Origin of the sequence: Paraburkholderia rhynchosiae, assembly GCF_002879865.1 — a bacterium.
GTDB lineage: Bacteria > Pseudomonadota > Gammaproteobacteria > Burkholderiales > Burkholderiaceae > Paraburkholderia > Paraburkholderia rhynchosiae.
The window spans coordinates 1-16144 of the sequence record NZ_PNXY01000050.1; the positions used below are offsets into that span (position 1 = coordinate 1).

At 62.2% G+C, this 16144-nt stretch carries 15 protein-coding genes; 5 read left to right on the top strand and 10 right to left on the bottom strand.

Going from position 1 to position 16144, the window contains the following annotated elements; genetic code table 11:
- Positions 1 to 317 precede the first annotated feature (317 nt).
- The 5 genes from C0Z16_RS34065 to C0Z16_RS34085 all read right to left on the bottom strand — a co-directional run bounded on the left by C0Z16_RS34065 (position 318) and on the right by C0Z16_RS34085 (position 5918).
- Positions 318 to 1520, bottom strand: a complete 1203-nt coding sequence (locus tag C0Z16_RS34065) for a porin (RefSeq protein WP_102636391.1) — start codon at positions 1518 to 1520, stop codon at positions 318 to 320.
- A gap of 24 nt (positions 1521 to 1544) precedes the next feature.
- Positions 1545 to 2903, bottom strand: coding sequence for a dicarboxylate/amino acid:cation symporter (locus C0Z16_RS34070; protein WP_102636392.1), 1359 nt, complete (start codon positions 2901 to 2903; stop codon positions 1545 to 1547).
- Positions 2904 to 2972: 69 nt separating this feature from the next.
- Positions 2973 to 3587 carry a 3-isopropylmalate dehydratase small subunit gene (gene leuD, locus C0Z16_RS34075; protein WP_102636393.1) on the bottom strand — a complete coding sequence of 205 codons (615 nt, stop codon included), beginning with the start codon at positions 3585 to 3587 and terminating at the stop codon, positions 2973 to 2975.
- Positions 3584 to 4996, bottom strand: a complete 1413-nt coding sequence (gene leuC / locus C0Z16_RS34080; protein WP_102636394.1) for a 3-isopropylmalate dehydratase large subunit — start codon at positions 4994 to 4996, stop codon at positions 3584 to 3586. The genes leuD and leuC overlap by 4 nt, the downstream gene beginning before the upstream one ends.
- A gap of 31 nt (positions 4997 to 5027) precedes the next feature.
- Positions 5028 to 5918, bottom strand: coding sequence for an alpha/beta fold hydrolase (locus C0Z16_RS34085; protein ID WP_102636395.1), 891 nt, complete (start codon positions 5916 to 5918; stop codon positions 5028 to 5030).
- Positions 5919 to 6032: 114 nt separating this feature from the next.
- Here C0Z16_RS34085 and C0Z16_RS34090 point away from each other — a divergent pair, with 114 nt between their 5' ends.
- On the top strand, positions 6033 to 6935 hold the full coding sequence (locus tag C0Z16_RS34090) for a LysR family transcriptional regulator (protein ID WP_102636408.1): 903 nt from the start codon (positions 6033 to 6035) through the stop codon (positions 6933 to 6935).
- 360 nt (positions 6936 to 7295) lie between these two features.
- Here C0Z16_RS34090 and C0Z16_RS39685 read toward each other — a convergent pair whose 3' ends face one another.
- On the bottom strand, positions 7296 to 7640 hold the full coding sequence (locus C0Z16_RS39685) for a LysR substrate-binding domain-containing protein (RefSeq protein WP_407070724.1): 345 nt from the start codon (positions 7638 to 7640) through the stop codon (positions 7296 to 7298).
- Positions 7641 to 7663: 23 nt separating this feature from the next.
- Entirely contained in the window at positions 7664 to 8206 is a 543-nt protein-coding gene (locus C0Z16_RS34100; protein ID WP_244201461.1) for a LysR family transcriptional regulator, read from the bottom strand.
- Here C0Z16_RS34100 and C0Z16_RS39420 point away from each other — a divergent pair.
- Both C0Z16_RS39420 and C0Z16_RS39690 read left to right on the top strand, forming a co-directional pair.
- Complete coding sequence (locus C0Z16_RS39420) at positions 8103 to 8552, top strand: glutathione binding-like protein (protein WP_102636409.1); 450 nt, start codon at positions 8103 to 8105, stop codon at positions 8550 to 8552. The genes C0Z16_RS34100 and C0Z16_RS39420 overlap by 104 nt on opposite strands.
- Before the next feature lie 36 nt (positions 8553 to 8588).
- Positions 8589 to 9095 (top strand): NAD(P)-binding domain-containing protein, encoded by a 507-nt coding sequence (locus tag C0Z16_RS39690; protein ID WP_244201465.1) that lies wholly within the window; start codon positions 8589 to 8591, stop codon positions 9093 to 9095.
- Here C0Z16_RS39690 and C0Z16_RS39115 read toward each other — a convergent pair.
- Positions 9013 to 9498, bottom strand: a complete 486-nt coding sequence (locus C0Z16_RS39115; RefSeq protein WP_244201467.1) for a hypothetical protein — start codon at positions 9496 to 9498, stop codon at positions 9013 to 9015. The genes C0Z16_RS39690 and C0Z16_RS39115 overlap by 83 nt on opposite strands.
- Here C0Z16_RS39115 and C0Z16_RS39120 point away from each other — a divergent pair.
- Both C0Z16_RS39120 and C0Z16_RS34120 read left to right on the top strand, forming a co-directional pair.
- Entirely contained in the window at positions 9403 to 10029 is a 627-nt protein-coding gene (locus tag C0Z16_RS39120) for a CcdB family protein (protein ID WP_244201463.1), read from the top strand. The two genes, C0Z16_RS39115 and C0Z16_RS39120, sit on opposite strands and share 96 nt — an antisense overlap.
- 127 nt (positions 10030 to 10156) lie before the next feature.
- On the top strand, positions 10157 to 10504 hold the full coding sequence (locus C0Z16_RS34120) for a M48 family metallopeptidase (RefSeq protein WP_102636399.1): 348 nt from the start codon (positions 10157 to 10159) through the stop codon (positions 10502 to 10504).
- Between the two features lie 375 nt (positions 10505 to 10879).
- Here the strand turns inward: C0Z16_RS34120 and C0Z16_RS34125 are convergent, their stop codons facing one another.
- Together C0Z16_RS34125 and C0Z16_RS34130 are read right to left on the bottom strand one after the other, a co-directional pair.
- The gene (locus C0Z16_RS34125; protein ID WP_102636400.1) at positions 10880 to 12334 is read right to left on the bottom strand and encodes a DEAD/DEAH box helicase; all 1455 of its coding nucleotides are present in this window, start codon (positions 12332 to 12334) and stop codon (positions 10880 to 10882) included.
- A gap of 417 nt (positions 12335 to 12751) precedes the next feature.
- Positions 12752 to 16033 carry an adenylate/guanylate cyclase domain-containing protein gene (locus tag C0Z16_RS34130; protein ID WP_102636401.1) on the bottom strand — a complete coding sequence of 1094 codons (3282 nt, stop codon included), beginning with the start codon at positions 16031 to 16033 and terminating at the stop codon, positions 12752 to 12754.
- Positions 16034 to 16144: the final 111 nt, after the last annotated feature.

Below are 16144 nucleotides of genomic sequence, written 5' to 3' on the forward strand. Positions count from 1 at the left end.
GAACGCTCCACTCCATTGAGCATGTGATGTCGTGGTCAATCTGGCGGCGTCAACATCAATACCGCGCCCAGCAATGTCACTACCGGCGACGCGGTGGCGTGCCTCCGGCGTATCTACGGCTGTAGTACTAAAGCTACGACAGGCATTTCAAATGCCGCAGGCCCGCGCGTGCTCGTGACCATTCGGCGTCTCAGCACTTCGGTGCGCTTCACGCGCAACGCTGCGATGCCAATCGCTGAGCCAAGAGTAGAGGCCCATCATCGATGGCAGCCTCACGGGCAACGTACCAACGCAGCCCAAGACTTCGGACGTCCATTCTAGAACTTAGAGCGTAGTCCGAGTTGCGTCGCGATCTGGTAACGGCCACCCGCTCCAGTCGGCCCGCCAACCGCATCGACTGCGGCGACTGCGGCGCCGGCCTCGGCTTTCTGCCATACGACAGCGGCATAGAGGTCAGTACGTTTACTGACCGAATAGTCTGTTCCGACGTTGATCTGCAACCAGCGCGGATGGGTCGTCGTGGCGACATTGGTTATCCCGCGTGCGCCGTCGACGAATCCGTCGCTGTAGATCGCGGCGAGCCCTGCCACGAGCGCCGGTTGAAGACGCAACGCGAGATTCGCTTCGATATTATGGATATCGAATGATGAGCGGTCGGTGTAATCCAGCTTGCTATGGCTGTACACGAGCCCGGCGGTCGCCTGCCCGAACCGATACGCCGCGCCCGCCGTCACGACGGCCTGACGCGTGACCGGGCGTGCATAGAAAATGTTCGTCGCGGCGGTATAGTCGCCCGCTACGGCGCCGCCGGCGTTGCTCCCGTTCGTATTTCCCGACGACGGATTGTTCACCAGCAGATAACCCGCGCCGACGGAGAACCCGCCCAGCCGATAGCTGGTGCCCACGCTCCACGCGCGGTCGTTGGCGAAACCATTGCCACTGCCACCGCCCGCCTGGTTGCTGAAGCCATACAACGCCCCCAGCGTGAACCCGCGCCAGGTCTGACTCGTGAACTTCACTGAGTTGTTGATGCGGAACGCGTTGTACAAATTGTCCACGTCACCGACGTGAGCGCCGTATTGGGTGCCCCACTGCTTCGCCGCGGTGAAAGGGCTGACGAAATCCACCACGGAATCGTATTGTCGCCCGAACGTCAGCGTGCCGAAGCGCGGGTTCGACAGTCCGGCGTACGCCTGTCGTCCGAACGACCTGCTGCCCTGAAGCAGGGTTCCGTTCGCAACGCTGAAGCCGTTTTCGAGCACGAAGAGCGCCGTGTTGCCGCCGCCCAGATCCTCGGTTCCGCGCAATCCGAAGCGCGTGCCGGTCCCGACGCCGGACGTCAGCTGGAACTTATGGCCACCGGCGCCGCCGAGCGCCGGCGCGACATTGTTCGAATAGCCGATGCCCGCGTCGATCACACCATACAACGTTACGCTGCCCTGCCCGTAGACCTGCACGACGGGTGCGAGCGCGAGCATGGTGCCTGCCACAAAGCCCAGCGGCCAGATGGTTTTTTTCATCGTTGTCTCCTCCTGTGCAAGGCGTTATCGCATCTGCGTGAATGCCGGTTTGTTGTCGTCGACGGAAGCGGTCGATGATTCGGTCAGCCGTATTTCGTCGAGGTAGCGCGCCCCCCGGTTTTCCAGCACGTCCTTCAATCGCGTGCGATCGAGCTGCCCTTCCCATGCGCAAACGACGATGGTCGCAACGCCATTGCCGATGATGTTTGTCAGCGCGCGGCATTCGGCCATGAAGCGGTCGATGCCGAGAATTAGCACCATCGCCGCCACGGGCACGGTCGGCACCACCGACAGACTCGCCGCCAGCGCGACGAAACCGGCGCCCACCACGGCCGTTGCCCCTTTCGAGGTGAGCATCGTCACCGCGAGCAGCGTAATCTCCTGGGTGAGTGTCACGTGCGTGTTGGTCGCCTGCGCGAGAAACAGCACGGCGAGCGTCATATAGATGTTCGTGCCGTCGAGATTGAACGAATACCCAGTAGGCACGACGAGGCCCACCACCGCTCGTGCGCAGCCCAGTGCTTCGAGCTTTCTCATCAGTTGCGGCAGCGCGCTTTCCGAGGTCGAGGTGCCGAGCACGATCAGCAGTTCCTCCTTGATGAAAACGAGAAACCGGAGAATGCCAAACCCCATCAGGCGCGCAACGGTGCCCAGCACCACGAGCACGAAAAAGCCGGCCGTGAGATAGAACGTGGCGATGAGCTTGAGCATCGGCAGCAGAGAGACGATGCCGTACTTGCCAACCGTAAAGGCCATTGCGCCGAACGCGCCGATCGGCGCTATACGCGTGATGATGCCCACCACGCGGAACATCGCGGCCGTAGCGGACTCGATCAGATCGTTCATCGGCTTCGCCCGCTCGCCCAGCAGCGAGAGCGCAGATCCGAACAGGACGGCAATGAACAGCACCGGCAGAATGTCGCCCTGCGTGAACGCACCGAGAAAGGTCTCCGGGATCACGTGCATCAGGAATCCCATCAGTCCTTCGCCGTGCGCCGCCTTCGACACGTAGCCGCTGACGGCCGAGGCATCCAGCGACGCGACTGATACGTTAAAGCCTGCGCCCGGTTCAAGCAGATGACCGGCGATGAGCCCGGCCGCCAGCGCGAAAGTCGAGACGACCTCGAAGTAAAGCATCGCCTTGCCGCCCACCCGGCCGACTGCCTTCATATCGCGCATGCTCGCAATACCGCCGACCACGGTGCAGAAAATCACCGGCGCGATAATCATCCTGATCAGCCTCACGAACATATCGCCGAGCGGCTTGGCACCCTCGGCAAGCGTTGGCCAGAGATGGCCGAATACGATACCGAGCACGATCGCGCAGACGACCTGCACGTAGAGGATCCGGTAGAACGGGGTTCTTACCGTTGGCTGTTGCATGTCTCACTCCGTTGTCAGATTTGTAGGTGGCGTGCACACCACTCTTCGCCTTGCCGTGGCCCGGCGTGTTCAGAACACGGCCGCCCATGGACTGTCCACGAAATGCCGGCGCTCGAAGGCCTCGATGCCGGCTTCGTCCTGCAATGTCAGATCGGTCGTGTCGATGCCTTGCATGACCATCGCCCGATGTCGCGCGCCCAGTGGAAACGGGCAAGGCTCGCCGTCTGGCAGTCCGACCGTGAGCGTGTCGAGATCAATGCTCACGAGAGTCGCAGGGTCGGCCAGCGCACGGACCACCAGAGCGTCGACGACGGCGCGCGGCAGCTGGACCAGCAACAGCCGGTTGTTCATCGCATTCGAGTAGAAGATTTCGGCGAAGCTCGGCGCGATGACGGCCACGAAACCGTACTGCTGAAGTCCCCACACCGCGTGCTCGCGGCTCGAACCGCAACCGAAATTGGCGCCGCCGACGAGCACCTTCGCCTCGCGATAGCGGCGGTCGTTCAGGATCGAATCGGGTCGCGGCTTGCCCTCGCCGTCGTGGCGAAGGTCGTACAGCAGACCGTCCGCGAGACCGGCCTTGTCGACGATGCGCAAAAACTGCTTGGGCATGATCTGGTCGGTGTCCAGGTTCTCGACCGGCAGCGGCAACACGCTGCCCGCGATATGCGTCAAGGTACTCATTGCGTGCTCCCCATCGTGCGAACATCGGTAATGCATCCGGCGATGGCGGCCGCCGCAGCCATGGCAGGACTCATCAGATGCGTTCGGCCGCCGCGTCCCTGCCGGCCTTCGAAATTACGGTTGGTGGTCGACGCGCAGCGCTCGCCTTCTGCGAGTACGTCGTCGTTCATCGCGAGGCACATCGAACAGCCGGGCTCGCGCCATTCGAAGCCGGCGTCGACGAGCACCTGCGCGATGCCTTCCGCCTCGGCCTGACGCTTCACGCGGCCGGAACCGGGCACCACCATCGCCCGCACGCCCGTGGCGACATGCTTGCCGGCGACCACGCCCGCCGCCATGCGCAGATCCTCGATACGGCCATTGGTGCACGAGCCGATAAAGACACGATCGACCGGCGTACCTGCGATCGGCCGATGCGCGCTCAGTCCGATGTATTCGAGCGCGCGTTTCGCGGATGCGACGCCTTCGGCAGTGTCGAAATCGTGCGGCGCGGGCACGAGCGCGTCGATTTCCATGGCCTGATCCGGGCTCGTTCCCCATGTCACGCACGGCGCGAGCCGGCTGGCGTCGAACTCGAACTGCGTGTCGTAGATGGCGCCGTCGTCGGTATGCAGAGTGCGCCATGCCTGCCGTGCCTCGCGCCATTTCCCGGCCGAAAAGCCAGCGCGCTCGCGAACGTAATTGAATGTGGTCTCGTCCGGCGCGATCAGCGCGGCGCGCGCGCCCGCTTCGACGGTCATATTGCACAGCGTCATGCGCGCTTCGGCGGACATGGCGTCGAAGGTCGAACCGGTGAATTCGACGGCATAGCCGCGAGCGCCTTGCGCACCGATGCGGCCGATAATCCAGACGATCAGATCCTTCGACGAGGTGCCGAACGGCAAGACTCCGTCGACGTGGATACGCATCGTGCGGGCGACGCGATACACAAGCGTCTGCGTCGCGAGCACGTGCTCCACTTCCGATGTGCCGATGCCGAAACCCAGCGCGCCGAGTGCGCCGTAGGTGGTCGTATGGCTGTCGCCGCACAGGATCACCATGCCAGGACGCACGAGCCCGAGTTCGGGTGTGACGATATGTTCGATACCCTGTTCGGGATCGTTGGCGCCGAACAGCCGGATGCCGCTGCGCGCGCAGTTCCTCGCGAGGTTCTCCGCCTGATGCAGCGAGGCGGCGTCGCGAATCACGCGCGGGCTTTCCGCGTGCGTCGGGATGATGTGACTCACCACCGCGAGTTGCTGGGCCGGCCGACGTACCGGCCGGCCGCGCGCTTCCAGCCCGCTGAACGCCTGCGGGCTCGTATATTCGTTCATCACGTGAAGATCGACGTAGAGCAGCACGGTGTCTTCGTCGATCCGCCTGACGGTATGAGATTCGACCAGCTTCTGATAGAGAGTGCGTCTGTGCATGGCAGTCGGAACAGTTTGAGAAATCGAAGGGTCATGCGGCCACGCTGGCCTGAAGGAACGGCATCACGCGTTCGAGCAGTGCGGCGGGCGCCTCCTCCGGGATGTAGTGCCCACATGGCAGCGCGCCACCCTCTACATTGGGCGCCCAGCTACGCCATTCGCGCAGGGGCTCGAAACATTTCCCCACTACGCCCTCGGCACCCCAGAGCGCGAGCATCGGGCAGCGAATCTGCTCGCCTGCGGCGAGGCTCGCGCGATCGTCGTCGAGATCGCAGCCGATCGACGCGCGATAGTCCTCGCAGATGCCGTGAGCGGTCGCCGGGTCCGACAGGCAACGCAGATATTCCGCATAGGCTTCACGGGTGAAGGGCGCGAGCCCCACGCTGCGTGCACCGATCGTCTGCCGGAGATACAGGTCCGGGTCGCTGCGAATCAGGGTTTCAGGAAATGGTGCCGGCCGCACGAGGAAAAACCAGTGCCAGTAAGCGCGCGCAAACTCCAGGGACGTTTGCTCGTACATGGCGAGCGTCGGTGCGATATCCAGCGTCACCAGTCGCGTGACGGACTGCGGATAATCGAGCGCCATCCGCACGGCGACGCGTGCGCCACGATCGTGGCCGATCACCGCGAAGGCTTCATGGCCCAGACCGCGCATAAGCTCAATCTGATCGAGCGCCATGCGACGCTTCGCGTAGTTCGCGTGATTAGCTTCGCCTGGCGGCTTGCCGCTGTCGCCATAACCGCGCAAATCGGCGGCGACCACTGTGAAATGCTCCGCCAGCGCCGGAGCGACCTTGTGCCAGATCGCGTGCGTTTGCGGATGCCCGTGCAAGAGCAAAAGTGCGGGACCGCAGCCTCCCTGAATCGCGTGAATAGGTACATCGTCGGCAATCGCCGACACGTGATTGAAACCATCGAACATTGTTGTCTCCTGATCGCAATTCCAGTCTAATTGATGAATCTGCCGATTCGGTTTCCAAAAAGGCATTCCAATCGTTACCCGTGGGAACGAATCAGTGAAACAGGGAGCATGAAGATGGATGGTTTCTCAGACCTGAAGCTGTTCGCGCTCGTGGCGCGACATCGCAACCTCGCGGCAGCTGCACGCGAGCTAGGGGTGACGCCGCCCGCGGTCAGCAAGCGGCTGGCGCAACTGGAGCGCCGACTTGGCGTGCGTCTGATGAACCGCACGACGCGGCGTCTGAGTCTCACACCCGAAGGCGAGCTGTATCTGTCGAGCGGCTCGCGTCTTCTCGGTGAGCTGTTGGAGCTGGAGCACCTGGTCACACGAAGCAGAGGCGAACCAACTGGCCTGCTTCGCGTGAACGCGTCATTTGGATTCGGGCGGGCGCGCATTGCGCCGGCGGTGTCGGACTTTGTCGCGCGCTACCCCGCCATGAAGATTCTCCTGCATCTGACGGACCGCCCGATCAGTCTGCAGGAAGAGGGCTTCGACCTCGGAATCCGCTTCGGTGAAGTGCCCGATGCACGCATCAACGCGCGGCTCTTGCTCAAAAACCGGCGATTTGTGTGCGCATCGCCTGACTATGTGGCAAGGCACGGCAAACCGTGCGCGCCGCAAGATCTAACGCGACATGCGTGCGTCGTGCTCCGCGAGAACGAATCAGCTTACGGCACATGGCATTTCTCTCGTGGAAAGCGCACGGAAATGGTCAAGGTCGATGGCGCGTTGTCCAGCAACGACGGCAGCATCGTTCTTCATTGGGCACTCAAAGGTCGCGGGATAGCCGTGCGATCACAGTGGGAGATTGAGGAACATTTCGACCGCGGCGAACTCGTGCCGTTGCTGACCGACTGGGAGTTGCCGAATGCCAATGTCCACGCGATCTATCTAGAGCGCAACCAGCTCTCGGTCAAACTCAGAACCTTTGTTGACCATCTCGGCGGGTATCTAAGCAAACCTAGCGGAACCAAGTGACCAGCAGCCTTTGGGGTGTCGTCTTGATGTTTCGATCAGGGTAGACGGCAGCTTTTTCGGTAAATCGGGCCTAGCTAACAGGCTTCCCCGCAGCGGTATGTACTGCGGCGGCGACGGCGACGGCGACGGCGACGGCGACGGCGACGCCAACGCTAGACCAAGGCCCTACCCTATTCGGCAAACTGATCGGGGCCAGGCTTTGCCGCACGGCAGCGCGGCACCTCTCTGCAGGACTTCTCGGCCCATACCTTGATGCTGGTGCAGCGGAGTGGTCGCCAATGGCCGACTGGACTGACGACGAGGGCCTGTTCAGCGTCCTCCTGTGCAGGGCGAAGCCTGAGCCATCTGCTGCATGACGGGCTAGCCGCCGCCTATCCTTAGTTCCGCCCCGTCGGCGCAAATCGCAGCGAGGAAGTCGATGAATTGCCGCACTCGGGAGGGCATGCGCCGTCCGGCAACAGCAACAGCGTTGATCGGAAAGGGCGGCGGCGCATGCTGGTCCAAAATTCGTACGACGTCGCCGGAGGCCAGCACATCCGTGAACAACCAACTCGCGTGTTCGGCGATGCCGAGGCCCGCGATGACCGCGCCGTGGACATGCTCGGCATCATTCGTGCGGAACGCTCCCCCTCCGTCGACCGTGACCTGCCGGCCGTCTACGTGGAACCCCCACCCGATGATATCTCCCTGATAGACATAGCTAATACGCTGGTGAGTGCGTAGTTCATCTAACGTTTGCGGCGTGCCGTGTTGGGCAAGATAGCCGGTGGAGCGAGGGTTATCATCCGCATGTCGCCGATGCGCTGGGCGACGAGTGCTGAATCCGAAAGCCGGCCGATGCGGATCGCGACGTCTATCCCCTCCTCGATAAGGTCGACTTGCCGCCCGGAGACTTCCATTTCGATCGCGACGTCGGAGAAACGTCTCCTGAATTCCGATAGCCGCGGTATAACGAACATCCGTCCGAAGGCCGGCGAGAGGGTCACCCGCACCAGCCCTGAGGGGGCCGACTGCCCCTCAAGGACTCTCTCTTCGACGAAGTCGAGATCCTGAAGGATTTGAACAATGGCCTCGTAATAGTCCTGTCCTGCGGGCGTCACGGCAAGGGCGCGGGAATTTCTCGCCAGGAGTTGCGTCCCGAGACGCGCTTCAAACACAGCTAGCTGTTTGCTAACCGTCGGCTGGCTGACGTTCGGGTCCCGTGCTGCATGCGAGAAGCTCCCGCTTTGGACGACGCGCACGAACACGCGCACTGCGTCAAATTTATCCACCACTTTCATTCCGCAGAAGAACAGAAGACATAACGGTTTCGGGTCTTACGTTTTTATTCCGACCAGGTGTCGATCGAGCCTGGCTGACAAGGCCACGGCCGACACATCGATCAATTCCAGACAAGGCCGCGCGTTTATCGTTGGCAATACGTTGACCTTTGCTGATATCGACATCGCGGGGCCTTGCTCCCAGGTCGATCGTGCGAAGTTTCCGTTCAAGGAATTTCCGAACCTTATCGCCTGGCATGACAGTCTTCTGCAGTCGTCGCCCGCGTGGGCGGAGACGAAGGCTGACGTTGACAACCGTATGGAAACCTTCCTGGCGAGCATGGGCGTGAAACTATAATTGTTGGTTTTCCTGACAGCTAGCGAGAGTATGAAGATGGTGCGCGCTGGCCAGAACCGCCTCTGTCAACAGCATAGGGACCGATATCATGAATATTGGAATCATAGGGACCGGCTCATCGGCGGCACGCTGACGCGCCGGTTGTCGAAGTTGGGACACAAAGTTTTCGTTGCCAACTCGCGTGGTCCGGCATCGCTTGTGGAGTTGGCCGCCGAGACCGGCGCCACAGCGGTGATCGTCCATGAGGCGTCCCGCAGCGGTGAATCGTTTTCCTCACCATACCGGAATCGAAGATTCCCGATCTGCCGAAAAGAACCTCTTCGACGGTGTCAGCCCCGATGCCGTCGTCCCGGAAACTACTATCCTCGAGAGCGCGACGGCCGGATCGATGCGATCGAAGACGGCATGGCTGAAAGCCGTTGGGTGGCAAACCAGCTTGGACGACCCGTGCTGAAGGCCATCAACACCTTGCACTGGCGCAGTCTTCTTGATGAGGGCAAACCGGCACGCGCCCGGCCGCATCGCATTGCCGGTCGCTGGTGACGATGAGGCGCACAAGGCGAAGGCCATCCGGCTCCTCGACGAACTCGGATTTGATGGCATCGATGCCGGCCTGCTTGACGAGTCTTGACGTCAACAGCCCGCCATACCAGTGTACGCCGCTAACCTCGAAGCCGAAGGCGTCCGCAGGGCACTTTCCATAGCGAGCCCCGAGCGAAAGCCCGACTTTCGCGCAGCACCGATCACCAGCATTGGCAAGCCTGTTTGAGAGGTATGCAGGTCGATCCGCCCGCTGCAGCGAGCGTGGCACCGAGGTCATCGATTTGTGAATAGACAGCCGCGCCGCCTGGTGCTTTATTACTTCGGCGCGAGGGACGCTGAATGTGAACGTCTGCTTCAGCGCACCACAGCGGGCAATGTCGGTATCAACAATACAGTCATGCATTTGGCGCAGGATGATCTGCCGTTCGTGGGCGTTGGGCCGAGCGGCATGGGCGCTTACCACAGGGCTGGAGGGATTCGAGCCATGAGCCACGCGAAGGGGGTCATTTCAGGACGACGGAGTTTCGCAAGACTTCTGCATGCACCGTTCGGCAAGCTGGCAAATCTGGCGCTTTCTGCGCCGCTCGGGAAGGCGGATGGCCGCCTGCGGACCCGGTTTGACCTCTACACGAACCCCGACATTAAGACTCGCAAGCTTGCACCTTACCTGCTCGACGTGCAAGGCAGCCATGTCGGCATTTTGCCGGCGCGTACCATGGTTCCTCTGCGACCTGCCCGACGTCTCCCCTTCTCTGGCAAACCAATCGACCCGCCTCCCGTTTTCGATGTCCCCACCGAAGAATGTTTCCTTGATACGCCCGGCATGAGCGCGGTCCCCTTGAACGCTCTCGGCAAGTGCATCGGTTCCCTTTCAGATCGACGTGAGGCCATTCTCGCGGCGCTCGACCGGATCTTCGGCCATACTGAGCGATAGCACGGCGGCTTGGTGCGAAAGGGACGACCCTCGTATCAGCGAATCAACCTCAAACCTCCAGGCGTTAATCTCGCTGTTGCACTTCACCCTTGAAACCGCCCCCGGGAAAACCGCGATTGGAGATGCGATGCAATTTGACAAGCAACAGGAGAGGCTCGGGCAGAGCGGCGCAACTATGCGTCCTGGTCCGCGGAGCTTATTGGCAAAGGCACTAGCGGTGGTAATAGGCGCTGCGCTGCTGGTCGTGGGGTTCGCCGTTTCGCTCGTGATGCTGGCAGTGGTGCTTGGAGCAGGGGTTGTGATCGGCGGTTTCGTCTGGTGGAAAACACGCGATCTGCGCAAACGAATTCGTGAGCAGGCAATGCGCGCACAGCAGATGCACGAACAACAGGTGCGCGAGCGCACGGGCCAGCGCATGGATATCGGCGACGTGATCGAGGATGTCGAGTTCCACGACGAGACTCGACAGAAATAAGCGCCGCGTCGTGGCTGCGCATGCGCCGCGGCGTTACCGCCCGCGAGAGGGGCCTCAATTTGGCTGTGGCGCAAACTGTCGAATCGGAGGCGAGCGAAGTGTTGTCAGCTTATGCGTCATTGCAACGCTGGTGGCCCACTCCCGGCTCGAGCCGCGGCCCGGCGACGCCGCATCCTCAGGACCTCGCCAGAGCCGACACGATCGGACGCTCGCTACGCACGTTTTCGGCGTCCGTTCGCGCCCGAAGTCGATACTGATCTTGAACTCGGTGCGTCGTTATCCTCCGACCGCATTCACGCCGAAGCCGCACCGCTGCCTGCCAACGGGGCCGAATGCAGAGCCAGTTCAAAGGCTGGCGTCATTCATCCCTACGAATCAGGGTTGGCGTTTACCTCGGCCATCAGCTGGTCTGCCAGCCGGCTTACGCGAACCCGCAGCTGACTTGCCGGCCGGTTTGCTGCGTGGCTTTTGCACGCTGAATGGATTAGCGCTGGACACGCTTGTGCCTTTACCCGCGGCCACCGCGCGCTGCGCCGTAAACTTGCGTTTGTTTTCGCCACTTTGCGGGCGCGGTTTTTTGCTGAGCACCTGCATGGCGCCCGACGCAGCTTGTGACACTTTGGGCTTCTTAGGCTTTTTGGGTTTTTTGGGTTTTTTGATGATCTGGCCCGTCGCGCTGGTTTGCGGCACGCGGTGTTCTGCTTCAAAGCCCGGCTCTTCTTCGCGGGGCAGCGTTCGCCCGATCAGCGCTTCAATCGCGGCCAGTTGCGGCGCTTCATCGGCACACACAAGCGACACCGCCACGCCGCTAGCGCCCGCCCGGCCGGTACGGCCAATACGGTGCACATAGTCTTGCGGCGCGACCGGCAGATCAACGTTGATCACCAGCGGTAGGTCGTCGATATCCAGCCCGCGCGCAGCCACATCGGTGGCTACCAGTATATGTACTTCGCCCGTCTTGAAGCGCTCTAGCGCACGAAGGCGCGCGGGTTGCGGTTTGTCGCCATGGATAGTGTCGACCGCATAGCCCGCTTCATCCAGCTCGGCGGCCAGGTAATCCACGCCATTGCGGGTTTTGACGAACACGAGCGCGTGCTCCCAGTTGTTCTCAGCCACAAGGTGCATGAAGAGGTCAGGCTTGTTCTTTTTATCCACCGGCACTACCCACTGCTTGATCTTACTAGCCGTGGCATTGGGCGGGCTCACGCTGATATTGACCGGGTCGTGCAGAATGTTCGCCACCATGGCGCGAATATCATCGGTAAAAGTGGCAGAGAACAGCAGGGTCTGGCGCTGAGCGGGCAAGGCAGCAAAGACGGCGTTGAGTTCGCGCGCAAAGCCAAGATCAAGCATGCGGTCGGCCTCATCCAGCACGAGCGTTCGTACCTGATCAAACTGCACTGCGTTCTGTCGATTGAGATCGAGCAAACGGCCCGGCGTGGCGACGAGCACGTCCACGCCTTTGCGCAACTTCATCATCTGCGGGTTGATACTCACCCCGCCGTACGCGGCCAGAAATTGTAAGTCCAGGCCTTTGCCGTAATCGATAAAGCTTTGCAGCACCTGTTCAGCCAGTTCACGCGTGGGCACCAGCACCAGGACACGTGCGCGGTTGCTGGACACCGCCGGGCCATGTTGCACCAGCCGTTGCAACAGCGGCAGCGCAAAACCCGCCGTTTTGCCAGTGCCGGTCTGTGCCGCAGCCATGAGGTCCCTGCCACTGAGTACGGCAGGAATCGCTTTGGCCTGCACCGGCGTAGGTGTCTGGTAATTCAGATCCCGCAAATTACGCAGCAATGGATCAATCAGGCCAAGGGAGGCAAAAGACATGGGGCGTACTCCGGGCTGAAACCACAATTCTAGCGGTTGAAGTTGGGCGGTAATGGAGGAGTTAGACGCCCGGGCGTTTCGTGACCACCGCCGGTCGATGGATGGCGCTCCGGATCCCGCGTGCGACGAATAAGTCCGATCGAGCAGATGCGGTCGCCCGAAACCGACCCAAGCTAGCCGTTCGGGTCGTCGCCGAATCGACGACCTTTGGAGTACTTCAGACACCCATTGCGAAACGCATTCGCGCGGTGGACGCCGCCAGACGCGTCATTGACCGATATCCGCGGACGCTGCACCGCCCATATGCTCGGGGCAGTGCAGCAACGAGCACTGCAACGACTCTCGCCAACCACCGGAAAATGCGCACCTCCGGAAATACCCACGGCTAATACGAGCGGGGTTGCCTCGTGCACCAGGTCACCTGAACTCACGGTGCGATAGCGCATCGTCTATTGCGGGAAGACCGTGCAGTGCTCCAAGCCTTTGCGCTTCTTTTTTCAGGCGCAGAAGTTCGTCGAGCGATGCCCCGACCTGGTTTCCCTTCCCGCAGGCGAGTAGCGCGCGCGCCCGTGCGACGACGAATACGGAAAACGGCGACGGCTCGCGACGGGCGTACCCCTCGAGGGCCGCAGCATGGGCTGCAGCCGCATCCCACCATCCGCGCTCGAGACAGGCTTCGATCGCGTCACGCCGAAACAGATAGTGATTGTGGCTCACCGCCCCGGCTGCAAGCAGAGCCTCGCCCTCCTCGATAGCCCGCTCGAAGATGGCGACGTCGTCGGTCGCGCGCGCAAGCGTGCCCAGATACGACGCGCCGAGGTATGCCATGCCCGTCTCGCGGCTGATCGCCAGCGCCTGCGCAATATCATCGAGCGCCTCCCGCCGGCGCCCGGCGACCCGATGCAGTTCCGCGCGAAACGCAAGCGCCTCGCCTTCGAAGCGCCTTGATTTCAGTTCGCGCGCACAGTTCAGCGCCGGACCGACATGCTCCCACGCACGGTCCCACTGCGCGAGATCGTGCAGACAATGCCACGCGGCATGATGAGAGACGGCCAGCGCCCGCAAATGCCCGACCTTCTCCGCCGCGGCGACGCTTGCGAGGGCCGCGTCGAGCCCGGAGCTCGCCTTGCCGGCAAACCACGCAGTAATCGCGCGCATCGGCAGATTGGCGACCTCTATTCGTCCGAAGCCGTGGCGCTGACAGAGCTCGATGCAAAGGCTAAATGCGTCATGTGCACTGATCATCCGTCCACGCATGTATTCACCGTCGCCAAGCCCGCCCAGCGCGGCGGCCTCCTGTTCGTAGTCGCAGGCCTCGCGCGCAAGCGCAAGGCTGCGTTCATGCTCGCGCACGCAGCTGTCGCTGTCGCCGCGCGGAAAGCAGAGATTGCCGCGCAGAAAGTGAATGCGTGCCTGTTCTCGCGAGAGACGCTCAGCTGCAGCCAGTGCGGCCGCGCAGTCGAGATCCGCCCACGCGCCGTTGAGATCGTCGATGACCCGCTTGACCGTAGCGCGTCCAATCCATGCGTGACAACGTTCTGCATCGGTCGTCGCCGCCGCGAGCGCCGTTTCGAACGCACCGAGCGCCGACGTCATGGCGCCGATGTCATGCAGGATGTTGCCGCGGAGCAATTCGAGCGCGACGCGGTCGGCACAGGCATCCGCTAATGCAAGCCCGCGTTCGACAAGCTGAAGCGCAAATTCATGGCGGTAGCCGGCCACCTGCGAGCGCGCCGCGTCGCAATAAGCGCGAGCCGCGTTACGGTCGCCTGCCCGATCGAGATGTTCGGCGCGCAGTACGGTATCGCGCTGCGCAAACCACTGCGCGGCGCGTCGATGCAACTCGCGGCGTTGGCTCTTCAGCAGCCCGTCATAGATGGCGTCCCGAATGAGTGCGTGATGGAAGATGAATCCGGTGCCCTGTCGACGCAGCAGGCGCGCGCTCACCATCGGTTCCAACGTCACATCCGTGCGTTCGAGAATGTGGCTGATCGCCTCCGGCTCGAAGAACTGGCCGAACACCGACGCCGCACGCAAGACGGTCTTGTCGACGGGATCGAGGCCATCCAGCCGCGCTTGCACCAGACTTTGCACCGAACCTGGCACGCCCGTTTCTGCCGTTTTCTCTGTATTGCTGAGCAGTTGTTCGAGAAAGAGCGGATTACCCGCGGCCCGCTTAACGCAGCGCGCCACCAGATCGGTTGCACAGGAAAACGACTCGGCCATCAGGCGGGAGTCGCCGTCGTTCAAAGGACCTAGATCGAATAGCGAGCACGGCGGGCTTGCCGCTGCGCCCGATGACGAGTCGAGCGGATCGCCTTGCGACCGCGTTGTCAGCATTAGCACGGCCGCACAATCCGCCGCTGCCAGGCTGAGTTCGACGAGGTCCTGCACCGTCGATGGGTCCGCCCAATGAATGTCTTCGACCACGAGCAATCGAGGCTGCGCGCAACTCGCACGTTGCACTAGCCTGGCCATCACATCCTGCCGGCCTCGAACGTGCATCGCGTTGCTCATGGCTTCGTAGACCGCCCGGTGTCCGGGCGGCTGCGACACCTCTATCAGATCGTTGAGGAAAAGCGCATCACCGGCGTCCGCCAGACCGTCGGCGATGGCTCGCGTCGTGGCGGACGTGGCGGCTTCCTCATGGCTGGCGTCGTCGAACGCGAGGAGCCCACGCACAAGTGATCGGATCGCGTCGCGACCGGCTCGCGAACCGAAGTCGAGCACGAACGCCGTGTGACACACGAAGCCTAACCCCCTTGCCTCCCGCTGGAATTCCTCGACCAGACGCGTCTTGCCGATACCAGGCTCACCCCGCAGACGAACAACGCGGCCGCGTCTCGTCTCCCGGCATGATTCGAGTATCGCCCGAAATTGGCGCAGTTCGTCGCGGCGGCCAAAGAGTGGTCGACTCGCAGACGGACGTCGAAGACCGGTGAGACGCCACACGGGAACGGGCTCGGCGAAGCCTTTCACGGCAAGTGCGCCACGGGCTTCGCACGCGATGCGGTCAGCCAGCGGACGCCACAGAGTTTCCGATATCAGGATTTCGCCCGGTCCGGCCGCGTCGGTCAGACGCGACGCGAGGTTCACCGTTTCGCCCGTCACGGTGTACTCGCGATGCGCCGCGCTGCCCGTGTCGCTTGCGACGACCTGGCCGACCGCAATACCTATGTGACTGGAGAGCGGGCGTACCAGCGTTCGGGATAGATTCGGCATCGCGTCGATGATCGCGAGTGCGGCCCGCGCTGCGCGCTCCCGATCGTTTCCGTACGAACGCGGCGCGCCGAACACCGCCATGACGCAATCGCCGACATGCTTGTCGATGTGACCACCATGTCGAACGACGATGTCATCCACCTGCTCGAAGTAGCCGCCGAGCACAACGAGCAGTTCTTCCGGATCGAGTGCCCGGCTCAGGTCCGTATAGCCGCAGATGTCGGCGAAGAGCACTGCGACTTGCCTGCGCTCGTCCGCTCGCGCGACAGACTGGTCGACAGAAGCCTGTGCCGTGGACGACGATTTCTGCACTATCGCCGCCAGCAGCCGCTTGCGATGCCCCAGTGAGCGCACGCCGAGTTCCTTCAGGTCCGCATCGGTGAGCTCAGGCATCACCGACGCATCGATGTCGTTGTCGGCAAATGCCTGCATGTACTGCTCAAGCCCGAGTTCGCGCAGCCACAGTTCGATGTCCATCGCGTCACCGCCGGAACCTGTTTTCCCGTTGAGCGCTTAAGACATACAACGGCGCTCGCCTGTTTCAGTGTAGGCGTTGCGCGCACCGACAGGTGTATGTTGGCCGTTTGA

Coding starts and splice junctions, on each gene's coding strand:
- C0Z16_RS34125 (WP_102636400.1), bottom strand. CDS start 12,334: ATGTCTTTTGCCTCCCTTGGCCTGATTGATCCATTGCTGCGTAATTTG.
- C0Z16_RS34090 (WP_102636408.1), top strand. CDS start 6,033: ATGGATGGTTTCTCAGACCTGAAGCTGTTCGCGCTCGTGGCGCGACAT.
- C0Z16_RS34120 (WP_102636399.1), top strand. CDS start 10,157: ATGCAATTTGACAAGCAACAGGAGAGGCTCGGGCAGAGCGGCGCAACT.
- C0Z16_RS34070 (WP_102636392.1), bottom strand. CDS start 2,903: ATGCAACAGCCAACGGTAAGAACCCCGTTCTACCGGATCCTCTACGTG.
- C0Z16_RS34085 (WP_102636395.1), bottom strand. CDS start 5,918: ATGTTCGATGGTTTCAATCACGTGTCGGCGATTGCCGACGATGTACCT.
- C0Z16_RS39115 (WP_244201467.1), bottom strand. CDS start 9,498: ATGCATGACTGTATTGTTGATACCGACATTGCCCGCTGTGGTGCGCTG.
- C0Z16_RS34065 (WP_102636391.1), bottom strand. CDS start 1,520: ATGAAAAAAACCATCTGGCCGCTGGGCTTTGTGGCAGGCACCATGCTC.
- leuC (WP_102636394.1), bottom strand. CDS start 4,996: ATGCACAGACGCACTCTCTATCAGAAGCTGGTCGAATCTCATACCGTC.
- leuD (WP_102636393.1), bottom strand. CDS start 3,587: ATGAGTACCTTGACGCATATCGCGGGCAGCGTGTTGCCGCTGCCGGTC.
- C0Z16_RS39690 (WP_244201465.1), top strand. CDS start 8,589: ATGGTGCGCGCTGGCCAGAACCGCCTCTGTCAACAGCATAGGGACCGA.
- C0Z16_RS34130 (WP_102636401.1), bottom strand. CDS start 16,033: ATGGACATCGAACTGTGGCTGCGCGAACTCGGGCTTGAGCAGTACATG.